This is a genomic window from Actinoallomurus acanthiterrae, from assembly GCF_054775715.1.
The window spans coordinates 9,665,604-9,678,619 of the sequence record NZ_BAAHCO010000001.1 but is presented as its reverse complement, the minus strand read 5'-3'; the positions used below and the strand labels follow the sequence as shown (position 1 = coordinate 9,678,619).

At 72.6% G+C, this 13,016-nt stretch carries 18 protein-coding genes; 7 read left to right on the top strand and 11 right to left on the bottom strand.

The annotated features are described in order from the left end of the window. Positions 1–8: 8 nt before the first annotated feature. The gene (locus tag ACYVF7_RS45590) at positions 9–605 is read left to right on the top strand and encodes a hypothetical protein (RefSeq protein WP_460352200.1); all 597 of its coding nucleotides are present in this window, start codon (positions 9–11) and stop codon (positions 603–605) included. 5 nt (positions 606–610) lie between these two features. Here the strand turns inward: ACYVF7_RS45590 and ACYVF7_RS45585 are convergent, their stop codons facing one another. From ACYVF7_RS45585 to ACYVF7_RS45575, 3 genes are read right to left on the bottom strand one after another with little or no spacing between them, the layout of a single operon-like run. After that, complete coding sequence (locus ACYVF7_RS45585; RefSeq protein WP_360889705.1) at positions 611–1,024, bottom strand: RpiB/LacA/LacB family sugar-phosphate isomerase; 414 nt, start codon at positions 1,022–1,024, stop codon at positions 611–613. 5 nt (positions 1,025–1,029) lie between these two features. Continuing rightward, complete coding sequence (gene deoC / locus ACYVF7_RS45580; RefSeq protein ID WP_460352199.1) at positions 1,030–1,725, bottom strand: deoxyribose-phosphate aldolase; 696 nt, start codon at positions 1,723–1,725, stop codon at positions 1,030–1,032. Between the two features lie 10 nt (positions 1,726–1,735). Continuing rightward, positions 1,736–2,467, bottom strand: coding sequence for a GntR family transcriptional regulator (locus ACYVF7_RS45575; protein WP_460352198.1), 732 nt, complete (start codon positions 2,465–2,467; stop codon positions 1,736–1,738). An 87-nt stretch (positions 2,468–2,554) separates the two neighbouring features. Here ACYVF7_RS45575 and ACYVF7_RS45570 point away from each other — a divergent pair, with 87 nt between their 5' ends. After that, positions 2,555–3,187: a hypothetical protein gene (locus ACYVF7_RS45570; protein ID WP_460352197.1), complete on the top strand. Its 633-nt coding sequence runs from the start codon at positions 2,555–2,557 to the stop codon at positions 3,185–3,187. Here ACYVF7_RS45570 and ACYVF7_RS45565 read toward each other — a convergent pair. Beyond that, positions 3,184–3,420, bottom strand: a complete 237-nt coding sequence (locus ACYVF7_RS45565; protein ID WP_460352196.1) for a hypothetical protein — start codon at positions 3,418–3,420, stop codon at positions 3,184–3,186. The genes ACYVF7_RS45570 and ACYVF7_RS45565 overlap by 4 nt on opposite strands. 196 nt (positions 3,421–3,616) lie before the next feature. On the opposite strand from ACYVF7_RS45565, the gene ACYVF7_RS45560 reads away from it, so the two are divergent. Then, entirely contained in the window at positions 3,617–4,066 is a 450-nt protein-coding gene (locus tag ACYVF7_RS45560) for a MarR family winged helix-turn-helix transcriptional regulator (RefSeq protein ID WP_460352195.1), read from the top strand. 14 nt (positions 4,067–4,080) lie between these two features. On the opposite strand, the gene ACYVF7_RS45555 is transcribed toward ACYVF7_RS45560, so the two are convergent. Together ACYVF7_RS45555 and ACYVF7_RS45550 are read right to left on the bottom strand one after the other, a co-directional pair. Then, positions 4,081–4,317 (bottom strand): EamA family transporter, encoded by a 237-nt coding sequence (locus ACYVF7_RS45555; protein ID WP_460352194.1) that lies wholly within the window; start codon positions 4,315–4,317, stop codon positions 4,081–4,083. 158 nt (positions 4,318–4,475) lie between these two features. Next, positions 4,476–4,775: a MarR family transcriptional regulator gene (locus ACYVF7_RS45550; RefSeq protein WP_460352193.1), complete on the bottom strand. Its 300-nt coding sequence runs from the start codon at positions 4,773–4,775 to the stop codon at positions 4,476–4,478. Between the two features lie 112 nt (positions 4,776–4,887). On the opposite strand from ACYVF7_RS45550, the gene ACYVF7_RS45545 reads away from it, so the two are divergent. Both ACYVF7_RS45545 and ACYVF7_RS45540 read left to right on the top strand, forming a co-directional pair. Continuing rightward, positions 4,888–5,919 (top strand): NAD-dependent epimerase/dehydratase family protein, encoded by a 1,032-nt coding sequence (locus ACYVF7_RS45545; protein WP_460352192.1) that lies wholly within the window; start codon positions 4,888–4,890, stop codon positions 5,917–5,919. A 155-nt stretch (positions 5,920–6,074) separates the two neighbouring features. Then, entirely contained in the window at positions 6,075–7,193 is a 1,119-nt protein-coding gene (locus ACYVF7_RS45540; RefSeq protein WP_460352191.1) for a hypothetical protein, read from the top strand. 62 nt (positions 7,194–7,255) lie between these two features. Here ACYVF7_RS45540 and ACYVF7_RS45535 read toward each other — a convergent pair whose 3' ends face one another. Then, the gene (locus tag ACYVF7_RS45535; protein WP_460352190.1) at positions 7,256–8,653 is read right to left on the bottom strand and encodes a hypothetical protein; all 1,398 of its coding nucleotides are present in this window, start codon (positions 8,651–8,653) and stop codon (positions 7,256–7,258) included. 272 nt (positions 8,654–8,925) lie between these two features. Here ACYVF7_RS45535 and ACYVF7_RS45530 point away from each other — a divergent pair, with 272 nt between their 5' ends. Then, on the top strand, positions 8,926–9,225 hold the full coding sequence (locus ACYVF7_RS45530) for a hypothetical protein (protein WP_360889720.1): 300 nt from the start codon (positions 8,926–8,928) through the stop codon (positions 9,223–9,225). Positions 9,226–9,272: 47 nt separating this feature from the next. On the opposite strand, the gene ACYVF7_RS45525 is transcribed toward ACYVF7_RS45530, so the two are convergent. The 4 genes from ACYVF7_RS45525 to ACYVF7_RS45510 all read right to left on the bottom strand — a co-directional run bounded on the left by ACYVF7_RS45525 (position 9,273) and on the right by ACYVF7_RS45510 (position 11,741). Next, positions 9,273–9,440: an acyl-CoA dehydrogenase family protein gene (locus ACYVF7_RS45525; protein ID WP_460352189.1), complete on the bottom strand. Its 168-nt coding sequence runs from the start codon at positions 9,438–9,440 to the stop codon at positions 9,273–9,275. Between the two features lie 7 nt (positions 9,441–9,447). Next, the gene (locus ACYVF7_RS45520) at positions 9,448–10,425 is read right to left on the bottom strand and encodes an acyl-CoA dehydrogenase family protein (RefSeq protein ID WP_460352188.1); all 978 of its coding nucleotides are present in this window, start codon (positions 10,423–10,425) and stop codon (positions 9,448–9,450) included. 4 nt (positions 10,426–10,429) lie between these two features. Then, a complete protein-coding gene (locus tag ACYVF7_RS45515; protein ID WP_460352187.1) occupies positions 10,430–11,044 on the bottom strand; it encodes a flavin reductase family protein in 615 nt (204 codons plus the stop codon). A gap of 172 nt (positions 11,045–11,216) precedes the next feature. Further along, positions 11,217–11,741 carry a hypothetical protein gene (locus ACYVF7_RS45510; protein WP_460352186.1) on the bottom strand — a complete coding sequence of 175 codons (525 nt, stop codon included), beginning with the start codon at positions 11,739–11,741 and terminating at the stop codon, positions 11,217–11,219. Between the two features lie 115 nt (positions 11,742–11,856). Here ACYVF7_RS45510 and ACYVF7_RS45505 point away from each other — a divergent pair, with 115 nt between their 5' ends. Continuing rightward, complete coding sequence (locus ACYVF7_RS45505) at positions 11,857–13,014, top strand: thiolase C-terminal domain-containing protein (RefSeq protein ID WP_460352185.1); 1,158 nt, start codon at positions 11,857–11,859, stop codon at positions 13,012–13,014. Positions 13,015–13,016: the final 2 nt, after the last annotated feature.

Sequence of the window (13,016 nt, the reverse complement as noted above, 5' to 3'; positions counted from 1 at the left end):
GACGTCCCATGGGAGAGAGACGGCACGGCGTTCCGCCGTCGGAGGAGATCCGCCGGGCGGTCACGCGAGGCCGGTCCGCCGTCTTCCCGCTCGACGCGACCGTCGACATGCCCGGGGCCACGGCCCTGGCCGCCGGGCTGCGAGCGGAGCTCGCACGGGACGATCTCCTCGTCCTCGTGTGGCCCGGCCGGCCGCCGTCCATCCGCGTCGTACGGCTCGTCGGCGAGCCCGAGCTGACCCGGTGCCGCGCCGAACTGGAGACCCTCGTCGCCGACTTCCGCCGGACCGCGCGGCGGCTCATCGAGAGGTGTCGCGCCGAGGCTGGGCCCGCTTGGGACGAAGACGAGGCGTTCGAGCGGATCGAGGTCGACGGCGCGCACTGGTGGCTCTCGCCGCACGGTGAGCACTGCCGGTTCGAACGGGCCGACGGGGCCGAGGTCGTGGAGGCCCACATCGAGCGTCCGGCCGCCGTCGATCCAGGCTTCCTGTTGCTGTTCGCCGAGACCTCCGGCGGATACCCGAACGTCCGTGCCGCGTGCGTGGAGGGCTTCCACGACATGTGCCGGATGCTCGAGTCGGCCGGTGTGACGGCGCATACCGGGTAACGCGGTCAGAGGTCCCGGATCAGGTCGATGTTCGGCGTCTCCTCGGGGTCCTCTCGCTCCGTCTCGAGGAAGGCCTTGACGCACTCGACGGCGACGTCGGGGGCCAGGCGTTTCAGGCTGAGCGCGAGGACGTTCGCGTCGTTCCAGAGGCGTGCGTTGCGTGCGATCCACGGCTCCCAGGCGAGCGCGGCGCGTACGCCGGGGACCTTGTTGGCCGCGATCGACGTGCCGGTGCCCGTCCAGCACATCAGCACGCCGTAGTCGGCCTCGCCGGCGGCGACCGCGCGGCCCGCCTCCCGCGAGAAGTCGGGCCACTTCTCCAGATCGTCGATGACCCGCAGATCGGCGACGGCGCGGAGGTGCTCGATCACCGCGCGGGTGCAGTCGTTCGCGTCGTCGGCACCGAAGACCACCTTCATACCGCTCACCCTGTCACGCCGCTACGGCGCCGCGCGAGGTCGTCGAGGATCCCGGCGGTGGCCGTAGCTCCGAAGCGGGTCACTCCGGCGGCGGCCATCTCCAGTAGGACGTCGAGGGTACGGACGCCTCCGGCCGCCTTGACGCCGACCCGCGCCGACACCGACCTCCGCATCAGGCGCAGGTCGTCGAGGGTCGCGCCGCCCGGGGCGAAGCCCGACGACGTCTTGACGTAGTCGGCCCCCGCCTCCTCGGCGATCCGGCAGCCGCGGATCTTCTCCGCGTCGGTCAGATACGCGGTCTCCAGGATGACCTTGAGGAGAGCGCCCCGAGCCGCCGTCTGCTCGGCGACGGCACGAATGTCATCGGCGACGTACCGGTCGTCGCCGGCGCGCAGCCTGCCGATGTTCAGCACCATGTCGATCTCGCGCGCCCCGTCACCGACCGCCGCGGCCGTCTCGCCCGCCTTCACGTGGGAGGTGGAGGAGCCGTGCGGGAACGCGACGACGGTGCCGACCGCCACGGCGGTGCCGTCGAGAGCGCGAACGGCGAGCGGGACGTCCGCGGGCCGGACGCACACCGACGCCACGTCGTAGCGGGCGGCCAGCGCACAGCCGGCCCGTACGTCGTCGGTGGTCAGGTCGGGACGGAGGAGGGAGTGGTCGATCATCTTCGCGACGTGCTCGACGGCGGGCCAGGACATGGGCTTCTCCTCAGCGGTTGGGAGGCTCGACGTCGAACGTGACGTCGAGGGCGTAACGGTCGCCGGCGTACCGGGACTCGGTGAGCTCCAGCGGGACGCCGTCCTGGTCGAGGATCAGCCGATGCTCCACGAGCAGCGGAGCGCCCGGATCCACGGCGAGCAGTGCGGCGTCCTCGGCGGTGGCACGATCGGCGGAGATGGACGCGTGGCCCAGGGTCGGCACGCGTCCCAGCGCGACCACCGCCTCGTGCAGCGAACCTCCGGCCAGGTCGGCCTCCAGGAGCCGCGTCAGCGTGGGCGGGAAGAGCGCCTCCTCGACGGCGATCGGCACGTCGTCGGCCGACCGGACCCGGCGGATCGCCACCACCCGTGCGTCCCGCCCGAGCCGCAACCGGTCGGCCTCCGCGCCCTCGGCGGGCCGTATCCGGGCGTCCACCACCCGCGAGGACGGGATCTTGCCGCGGCGTCGCATCTCGGCGCTGAACCGCACCAGGCTGTCGGCCCGACGGTGGGCGGGCGGCGGCGCCACGAACGTGCCCCGCCCCGGCTCCCGGTACACCAGACCGTCGGCGGCCAGGCGTTGCACCGCGGCCCGGGCGGTCATCCGGCTCACGCCGAACTCCTCGCACAGCTCCGCCTCCGAGGGCAGCGGATCATTCGGCCGGGCGGCGGCGACGCGGGCTCGCAGCGCCTGCTCGATGGCGTAGTACCGAGGGGTGAAGTCACGCGTCTCGCGGCTCATGAGATGAGGCTATACGACTATCTGTATATACATCTAGCCCTGCAATCGAGATGAGGGCCGCCTTCACCGGCTGGTAGACATTGGGGCGTGACAGAGGAGGAGCCCGCCTGGGCGATGCAGCTCGCCCTGCGTATCGAGAAGGCCGCGCCGCCGTCGCACCTCGCGATCTGCGAGGCCGCGGCGATGGCCGTCGTCCGGCTGCTCGCCGACCCGCGCTCGGCTCCGGACGGGGAGTGGCACGACGCGGTGGCGGGCTGGGAGGCGCGGCGCATCCGCAAGGTGGCGCGACGGGCGCGCGGCGCCCGCTGGGACGCCCTCGCGGGGCTGCCCGGCGTGCTTGTGGACCACGACGGCGCGCTGGCGCGGGCGTTCGTCCCCGGGCCGGTCACCGAGGTTCCGCCGGAGATCTCCAAGCTGCAGGTGGGTGGCACCGACCTGCCACGCGACGAAGAGCCGAAACCCCCGCCCGAGCCGCCGTACGCCCTGGTCACTCTCAATCCGCACGTCGGCATGACCACGGGGAAGGCGGCGGCGCAGTGCGGGCACGCCGCCCAGCTCCTGCTGCGTGCCCGCGGCGAGTGGCCGGGCCTGCGCGTCCGTGTCCTGGAGGCCGGCGACTGGGCCGGGAGCGTCGCCGAGTCCGACGTGGCCGTACGGGACGGCGGCTTCACCGAGGTCGCCCCCGGCACGATGACCGCCGTCGCGCGTCTGGTCTTCTAGCGTTCGCCGGGTCGGGTCGTTAGTCCGCCGAGCCGGCGGGCGGTGGCGAACAGGGCGACGGCGAACACGACGGGGCCGACCGTCTGCGGCACCTGACCGTGCGCCGCGCCGATGACGGCGTCGCCGAGCTGGACGGCGCCGTTGAGGGCCAAGAGCAGGCCGAAAGGTCGCCAGGCGCGTACGCCCAGCAGCCAGATCATCGCGCCCAGGAGTACAACGCTGCGAACTGCCACGTACTCCGCGAACGTCCGGGGAAGCCGCGCCTCCTCCTGGGACCAGCCCGCCCGGGTCCACCAGGCCGGCGATGGCGAAGTAGCCGGAGGCCAGCGCGGTGCTCACCGCGACGAACCCGCTGAGTCTGCGGACATTTTGTGAGGCGACCATATCATTCGGGTACCGAATCATATGGTCGACGGTAGCATCGACGACGTGACGGCGGAAGATTCGGTGACGGGGACGGTGAGCTTCGTGCTGGGCAAGCTCGGGCAGTACGCGAACACGCGGTTCGCCGGTCGGCTGGCCCCGCTCGGCATCCGCCCCCGGCACTGCGCGGTCCTCGAGCTCCTCGCCGGCGGCCCACGCGCCCAGCTCGAGCTCGCCCGGGCGATCGGCGTCACCCCGAGCGTGGTCGTCGATATGCTGGACGAGCTCGAACGGCTCGACGCGGTGCGCCGTGTCCGGGACGCCGCCGACCGCCGTCGTCAGCTCATCGAGCTCACGGCGGCAGGCCGTGACCTGCGAGAGCGGACCCTCGAGCTGGCCCGGCAGAACGACGATGAGCTGCTGAGCGGGCTGGCGCCGTCGGAGGCGGCGGCGCTTCGCCGGGCCCTCGACCGGATCGCCGGCACGGCCGGCCTGACGTTCGGCGAGGCTCCCTGACGCCCTGCGGGGCCTCAGGCGAGGGTGCAGCAGACGAGCGCGACGGCGGCGAGGCCGAGGCCCGCGGCCTGCGCGCGGGTCGGCCGCTCGCGCAGGAGGACGACGGACAGCAGCACGACGATCGCCGGGTACAGCGACGCGAGGACGGACGCGAGGGCGACCAGTTGCTGCCGTGTCCGGGAGAGCAGTCCCGCGACGAAGTGGGTCGTGCCGTAGCAGAGGGCCGCCGCCAGGGCGAGCGCGACGCCCACCTCAGGTGCCCGCGCGGGTCCGCTCGGCCGCGCCCACCGGGCATGTCGCTCCGGCGGCGACGCAGGCGGTCCGGTCGCACAGCCGGCACAGGCGGTCGGCGTGCGGGACGTCCTCGTAGATCAGGGTGAGGAGTCTCCTCAGGAGACCGGTGAGCGCGTTACGGTCCGCGTCGTCCAGCCGACCGACCAGCGCGTTCAGCCGATCGCCGCGGGAGGAGAGGATCCGCCGCGCGGCGTCGGCGCCGTCCCGGGGTGAGGTCGACCGCGACCGACCGGCCGGACGTGGCGCGGCGCAGCGCCAGGCCGTGGCCCTCCAGCGAGTCGACCATGCGGGCGGCGGCGGGCTGGCTCAGCCCCACCCGCCGCCCGAGCTCGGTGACGCCGAGGCCGGGTGAGCCCGACAGGACGACCAGCGCTTCGCAAACTATCCAAGGTCGCCGCCTCCTGTGGCGGTGCACCCCTGGCGATCATCGCCGAACATATCGGGAACCAGAAACGACCCGGTTTTATGCGTTGCCTGTTCGCGGGGGTGGGGGATTGGGGGAGTCTGGCCTGGGTAGGCGCATCAGCATGCGCATCGTCGTAACGGGGGCGACTGGGAACGTCGGGACCAGCGTGGTCGAGGCCCTCGGCAGAGACTCCGCCGTCGACTCGGTGCTCGGCCTCGCCCGGCGCGAACCCGACTGGACGGCGCCGAAGACCGAGTGGGCGGCCGCCGACGTCGCGACCGGCGACCTCGTCCCCCTGCTCCGTGGCGCCGACGCGGTCGTCCACCTGGCGTGGGCGTTCCACCCGACCCACGACTCCGCGGCGACCTGGCGGACCAACGTCATCGGCAGCACGCGCGTCTTCGACGCGGTGGCCGCGGCCGGCGTGCCCGCCCTGGTGTGCGCCTCTTCGGTGGGCGCCTACTCGCCGGGCCCGAAGGATCGCGCCGTCGACGAGTCCTGGCCCACCCACGGCTGGCCGGGCGCCGCGTACACCCGGGAGAAGGCGTACGTCGAACGCCTGCTGGACGCCTTCGAGGCCGCCCACCCCGACCGGCGGGTCGTACGCCTGCGGCCGGGGTTCATCTTCAAACGCGAGGCCGCCCAGGAGCAGCGCCGGATCTTCGCGGGACCGCTGGTGCCGAACCTCTCCGCCCAGCGGCTGCCGGTCGTTCCCGACATCCCGGGCCTGCGGTTCCAGGCGGTGCACACCGCCGACGCCGCCGAGGCGTACCGGCTGGCCGCGTTGGGCGATGCGCGCGGGGCGTTTAACGTCGCCGCCGATCCGGTCGTCGGCACCGCCGAACTCGCCGAACTGCTCGGGGCCCGCCCGGTCCGGGTCCCGGCGACGCTGGTCCGCAGGGCGATCTGGGCGGGCTGGCACCTCAATCTCGTACCGGCCTCGCCCGGCCTCTTCGACGCCGTCCTGCGACTCCCGATCATGGACATCGGCCGGGCGCGTCAGGATCTCGGCTGGACTCCACGGCACTCGTCGCTCGACGCGCTACGAGAGTTCGTCGACGGCCTTCGCACGGGCGCCGGCCTCCCGACGCCGCCCCTCGCCCCGCACCCGCCCGGCGGCCGGCTCCGCGAACTGCTGACCGCCCGCCGCTGACGGAACGCGCCATTACCGGAAATGCCCGGTGAGTGCAAGCGTAGGACAGGGCGAATACGTGGGCCGTCCTTTATCGGACAATTCGCTCCAGGTAAGCGACGAACCGCATCGGTGACGAGGAGTGACATTAGGTAAAACACCGCTATAGTCGTCCTGTGTCGCTGATCTCCCATTTGTACTTTGGCGAGCTCGGGGAATGGTGCGCCGAGCGCATGACCGGCACCGGCGAGGTCGCGCAGCGGCCGGCGGCGGAGACCAAGGGCCTTCCGGTCCTACGGCCGGCGGGGCGGGTCGGCAGGCGGCACTGGGCTCAGGTGGACCGGGCGTTCGGGATGCGGATGGCCACGCTCGTCCAGGCGGCACCGCCCTATTCGGCGTTGTACGGACTGGTGCGGATCGGCCTCGCCGGCCGGGAGTGGGCGCATCGGCAGGCCGCGCTGTATCCGACACATATTCGCCTTCGGGAGGCCGAGCGCCGGACGGCGCTGGATCTGCGGCCGACCCTCACCGGATGGCTCGATCTCGGGTCCGAGCACGGCGTGCACGAATACGTGGCCGAGGACGGATCCGCGCAATTCGCGAGATTCGCCTATTCTCCGGTTGAGCCGGTGCTGGGCGAGCTGTTCGACCGGATGCGCGCCTACTTCGCGACGCACGCGCCATTCGGGCAGGTCGGGGCGGAGAAGGGCGTGGCACGCCTGTGCTGGCTCCTGGCGATGTTCGCGTACACCTTCCGGAACGACCCCATCGACCAGCCGTTCTTCGGGCTGTTCCGGGACGGGGTCCCGACCGTCGAGCAGGTCCACGCCGCGGTGGACGAGGAGGCCGTCACCGAAGTGGTCGAACTCGTGCGGCGCCTGCACACCTCCGGCGGCCTCGACGAGATGCGACGGCTCGCCGGCCATCCTCCGCCCGGGCGGCCGTGGGGCGTCGCCTGGCCGGTCTTCGGCTCCCACTGGGAGGACAACGACATCATCGTCGGCGGCCCGGACGGCACCACGCTGATCGACGTGACGTCGGTCGTCAAGGTCAACGACGCGCGCCGCTCCCGGCGCTGGATCTGGCGCCTCGTCGGCAGCGCCTGGCTCGACACCGCCGACGCCTACCGGATCCGCACCGTCGCGCTCTACTTCGCCCGGTACGGCGTCCTCGTGGCCTGGCCGCTGGCGGACCTGGTCGAGGAACTGCTCCAGGGCGAGGACCCCGACCGGGCCCGGCGCGACTTCCTGGAACTGGTGGCACGGCTGCGGGGCGGGACCACCGCCCCGTCGTAGGCGGCGCCGTACCTGATATGGCCGGGGATCGCCGGGGCCAGGACACCGGCGATCCCCGGCGATCACGACCGTCCCGGGTCGCCTCCGTCCCGGTCGAACATCGTCTCGTCGGCCTCGGCCTCGGCCTCGTCGTCGGTGGCTTCCGCGTCGTCGTCGGCGGCCTGCGGCTCGGCGTCCCGGCCGCGGACGGGGATGTCGGCCCTCGTGGCGCCCCCGACGGTCTTCTTCTTGCCGAACTCGACGTCCCGGCTGTCGCTCGCGGGCTCGGCGCGGTCCCGGTCGCTCGCGGGCTCGGCGTGGTCTCGGTCGCTCGCGGGTTCGGCGAGGTCCTGGTGCGTGGTGTCGCTCGAGGGCTCCGTGAGGTCCCGGCGGGTGGTGTCGCTCGCGGGCGGGGTGACGTCGCGACGGGCGTCGTCGTTCGCGGGCTCGGCGCGGTCCCGGTCGTTCACGGGCTTGGCGCGGTCCTGGCCGTTCGGGGGCTTGGCGCGGTTCCGGTCGTTCGGGGGCTCGGTGAGGTCCCGGCGGGTGGTGTCGCTCGCCCCGGGGCCGGTGTCGCGGTTGTGGGCGTCGCCGGCCCGTTCGTCGGCCTCCACGCGGTCGTTGTCGCGGTTGTCCGCGTTGCGGGCCGGTTCGTCGGTCTCCGCAGGTTCGGCGTCGCGGGCCGGTTCGTCGGTCTTCGCAGGCTCGGCGTCGCGCCTCGGGATCCTGAGGTCCCGGCGGGTGGCGTCGGCGGCGGGCCGTACGGCGGGCTTCTCGGGCGCCTCCGGGGACTCCGGCACCGGTCCGGCCGGAGCGGGGGAGGGGCTCTGCGACGCCTCCGGTGGCTGCGGCAAGGCCAGAGTCGCCGAGGGCTTCAGTGCTCCCCGTCCCGGCGCCCCCCACCCGGGGTTCGGCGCCGGCCGTTCGGGTGCGGCCATGGCGGCGGCGCTCTGCGGGGCCCTCGGAGGTTCGGGCGCGACAGAGGAGCCGGCCGGGGTGAGGCCGGCGAGCGCCGGCAGCGCGAGGGCGGGGGTCGGCGGAGCGGGCTCGTCGGCGCTCCGCGTGGCCCTGATCGATCGATAGGTCACCGCGAACAGGACGCCGAACGCCACCAGGAACACCCCGTGCTCGGCCAGCCGCGAACCGTCCCCGGAGACACCGGCGACGACCGCCAGCACCAGGAACTCGAGGAGCCACCCGGCGAGCGCCACCAGCAGCCAGACGGCCCGGCGGCGGCCGACGGCCAGGACGGCGGCGACGGTGAGCAGCAGTTCGGCGACCGCGGAGACGCCCAGCAGGGCCGTCGTCGGCCCGTCGCCCACTCCGAGCATCCGGGCGGCGTCGCGGTGGCGGCTGGACCAGTCGAGCAGGGAGGCGACCCGGGTCCCGCCGAAGACGACCAGGAACACGCCCACCGGGAAGTGCCGGAGACGCCACCCGTCCTCCGCGGCCGGTGACCGTGATCCCGCGTCGAGTGTCATGTGTGCCCCTCATTCCTATCCGTGTACCGCCGTCTATGACGTACGCGCGGCCCGCCGAGTTGGCGCAGGCCGGAACATCGCGGCGAAATCGATTCCTGCGAGCATGCCGGTCGGGAGAGGAAATGTGCCACCGGAACGGACCTTCTTCACCCTGCGTGAACGTGCACGGGGGAAGTTCATGGATGTTCGGTGCTGCGCATTGCGTGGCGTACATCACATCGGAATGCTGTCCTCGGTCGGGCCGGATCCGTTTCAGGAGGGGTGATCCGATCGTGTCGAATGAGACCGCCGCTTTAGCGCGGACACGCATCACATATCTCGAAAGCCTCGGCGACGAGCTCCGGGGGCGGGGCTTCGCCGTACGGCTGACGGTTCCACGAGTCGGACCACCGAGCCTGCACGTGGTGAACCCACAGGTGTCGGTTCTCGCCGAGCACATTCTCGCCGAGAACTCCGCCGACGGCTGGTGGTACTGGTGGTCGTGGGCCGAGCGGATCGCACGCGTCGATGATCTCGACGACGCTGTCGAACGCGTCATACGGGTGCTCGCCACAACGGGGGAGCACGACTGAGGAGACGGCGCTGGAGGCGACCACGGCCTCCAGTGCCGACCCGACCGTCAGGCCCGGGGGAGGCCGAGAGTGCGCTCGGCGATGATGTTGCGCTGGATCTCGCTGGACCCCGCGTAGATGGTGTCGGCACGGCTGAACAGGTAGAGCCGCTGCAGCTCCGACAGCTCGTACGGTCCGGCGTCGGCGACCAGGGCCTCGTCGCCGAGGGCGGCCACGGCGAGCTCACCTCAGCCGGCGGTGCCACTCCGACCAGTACAGCTTGGCGATCGACACCTCCGGTCCGGGCTCGCCGGCCGCCAGGGACGACATGGTGCGCAGCGCGTTCAGGCGCATGATCTCCAGCTCGATCCAGGACTGGACGAGCCGGTCGCGCAGCACGGGATCCTCGATCGTTCCGGTGCGCCGGGCGGCGGCGACGACCTGCTCGAACTCCCGGCGGAAGCCGATCTGCTGGCCGAGGGTGGAGGCGCCGCGCTCGTACCCGAGGGTGGCGAGGGCGACGCGCCATCCGTCACCGGGGGCGCCGAGGATGTTCGCCTCGTCGGTGCGGGCGCCGTCGAAGAACACCTCGTTGAACTCGCTGGTGCCGGTCAGCTGGACGATCGGCCGTACCTCGACCCCGGGCTGCCGCATCGGCACGAGCAGGTACGACAGGCCGTGGTGCCGTACGGAGCCCGGCTCCGTACGGCAGAGGACGAAGCACCAGTCCGCGACGTGGGCGAGGGAGGTCCAGACCTTCTGCCCGGTGATCACCCATTCGCCGTCGCGCAACTCGGCTCGGGTCTGCACGTTGGCCAGGTCCGAGCCCGCCTCGGGCTCGGAGTACCCCTGGCACCACAGCTCGTCGCCGCGCTGGATCGGCGGCAGGAAGCGCCGCCGCTGCTCCTCGGTGCCGAAGTCGATGATCGTCGGCCCGATCAGTCCCTCGCCGATGTGGCCGACGCGCTGGGGCGCGTTCGCGCGGGCGTACTCCTCGTGGAAGACGACCTGCTCCTCCAGCGTGGCGTCGCGCCCGCCGTACGCCTTGGGCCAGCCGAGGCAGGTCCAGCCGGCCTCGCCGAGGCGGCGTTCCCAGGCGCGGCGCAGCGCGAATCCCTCGTGCTCGCGCCCGGGGCCGCCGAGGCCGCGGGCCTCGGCGAACTCCCCGGTGAGCTCGGCCTCGAGCCAGCGGCGCACCTCGGCCCGGAACCCTGCGTCCATGGGCTCAGCCGTCGAAGCGGCCGTAGGAGCCCTTGTAGAAGACGAGCGGATCGCCGTCGTGATGCTTGTCCAGGTGGTGCACCTGGGCGACGACGATGACGTGGTCGCCGGCGGCGTACTCCGCCTCGACCGAGCACTCCAGCCAGGCGAGGGCCCCGTCGATCACCGGGCTGCCGTTCGGGGACTTGGTCCACTCCAGGCCGGCGAACTTGTCCGCGCCCTTCGTGGCGAGCTGCAGGCAGACCTCGCGCTGCGGCTCGGAGAGGATGTTGACGCAGTGGCGGTCGGCACCCCGCAGCTTGGGCCACGTCGAGCTGGTGTGCGCGACGCAGAAGGCGACGAGAGCGGGGTCCAGCGACACCGAGGTGAAGGAGTTGGCGGCCAGGCCGGTGGGCCGGCCCGTCTCGGGGTCGATCGCGGTGATGGCGACCACGCCCGTGGCGAAGCGGCCGAGGATATTGCGGAAGCGCATCTTGTCGATGTCACTGATCTGGTCGGCGGTGCCCGGATGCGGCGTTCCGTTGGGCGAGCGGGGCGCGCGCCGTGGCGTGTTCTGGCCGGAGGATCGCGCGGCCGAACCTCGGGGGATCGACGTTGCGGCGGTCGCGCCGTCGGGCATGACCGGATCCTTTCTCTTAGCCAAGCGCTTGCTTGGACGATAGGCGGCAGCCTTGACGAGTGTCAAGTTGGCCGCTCGCCGCCCCTGCTCCACGTCTCAGTAAAGCGCCGCGACGTGCCCGAGATTCCAGTCCGGAGGTGAAATCGGCCGAAAGTCCTAGGCTTACCGCTCCCTATTCCGGCACACCCGTCGACTTCGCGGGCCGGCCAGGGAGGACGGCGGCGCTCCGCCGTGGCCCGCGCAGAGCCGCCACGGCGCAGCCGGCGGGCAGCAGGTAGTACAGCGGCCAGAGGGAGATGCCGAGCATCGGCCCCCAGGCGTCAAGGCAGTTCTGGACGCCGTCGAACGCGACCAGCGCCGGCTCGGTCAGCGCGATCACCGCCAGAAAGGCCGGGGCCGTCCAGCCGATCCACGCCGCCGCCCGGTGCGGGCCACGGCGGCGGCAGAGCGCCCACCCGGCGAAGGCGGGGCCCACGACGACGATGGGCAGTGCCTTCAGGACCACCCACGCGGGCTCGCTCGCGAGCCGCACTTCCGCCCGCCATCCCTGGCAGACCTTCGTGGCCATGATCGCGAACTCGAAGCGGGTCGAGGCGCCCAGGAGGGTGGCCGCCATGCCGAGGGCGAGCGGCAGCACCGTCAGTGCGACCGCGGCCCACCACAGCCGCAGCCCCGTGCGGGCGCTCTCCTCGGCCATCCTCGGTCTTTCCGTTCGGCGACGTGCCGGTCCACCCTAGTGATCATTGACAGCCGGGGACGGCGGGCTCTACGGTTCAAGGAAGTTGGACGAGCGCTTGGTTGGTAGAGGAGGCGTGGCGTTGCGGGATCGAGCGGCGATCGCCGGGGTCGGGTACACGCCGTTCAGCAAGGACTCCGGCGTCTCCACGCTCACGCTCGCGATCGACGCGATCCTCGCCGCGCTCGACGACGCCGGGCTGACCGTCGACGACGTCGACGCCCTCGCGACCCACCGCGTCGGCGACTCGACGCCGCCCTGGGTCGTCGCGCCCGCCCTCGGCGTCCCCGAGGTGAGCTGGTACCTCGACCAGTTCGGCGGGGGCAGCGTGTCGCACGCGGTGATCGGGCAGGCGGCCATGGCGGTCGCGAGCGGGGTGGCCCGCACCGTCGTCTGCTACCGCGCGATCAACGCCCGGTCGGAGTTCCGCATGGGCGGCACCGGACGGGGCGTCGCGCCGATCTTCGACGCGCAGTACCAGGCGCCGTACGGCTACTTCGCGCCGCCGCAGCAGTTCGCGATGTTCACCCGGGCGCACATGATCAAGTACGGCACGACGCACGAGCAGCTCGGCCACATCGCGGTCGGCCAGCGCGCCAACGCGGTGAAGAACCCGCGCGCCCTCAAACGCGACCCGATCACGCTCGACGACTACCTGGCCTCCCGCTGGATCGCCGAGCCCCTCCGCCTCCTCGACTGCTGCCTGGAGACCGACGGCGCCTGCGCCGTCGTCGTCACCTCCGCAGAGCGCGCCCGGGACCTGGCCGGCCCGCCGGTCCTGATCTCCGGCGCGGTCTGGGGCGGCGGCGACAGCTTCTTCTCCGGGCAGGGCGGCGACTTCACCGTCTCGGAGGCCGCCCGGGTCGCGCCCCGGCTCTACGCCATGGCGGGCGTCGGGCCCGAGGACATCGACGTGGCCGAGCTGTACGACTGCTTCACCTACTCGGTCCTCGTCCAGCTGGAGGACTACGGCTTCTGCCCCAAGGGGGAGGGCGGCCCGTACGCCGCCTCCGGCGCGACCCGGCTGGACGGCCCGCTGCCGGTGAACACCCACGGCGGCTTCCTCTCGGAGGGATACGTGCACGGCATCAACCACGTGGCCGAGGCCGTCGCGCAGCTGCGCGGCATGGCCGGGGACCGGCAGGTGAGCGGCGCCGAGGTGGCCCTGTCGACGGCTCAGCCCGGCTACGTCCTCGCCGGGACCTCCGCCCTGATCCTGCGGGCCGACCGGTGAGG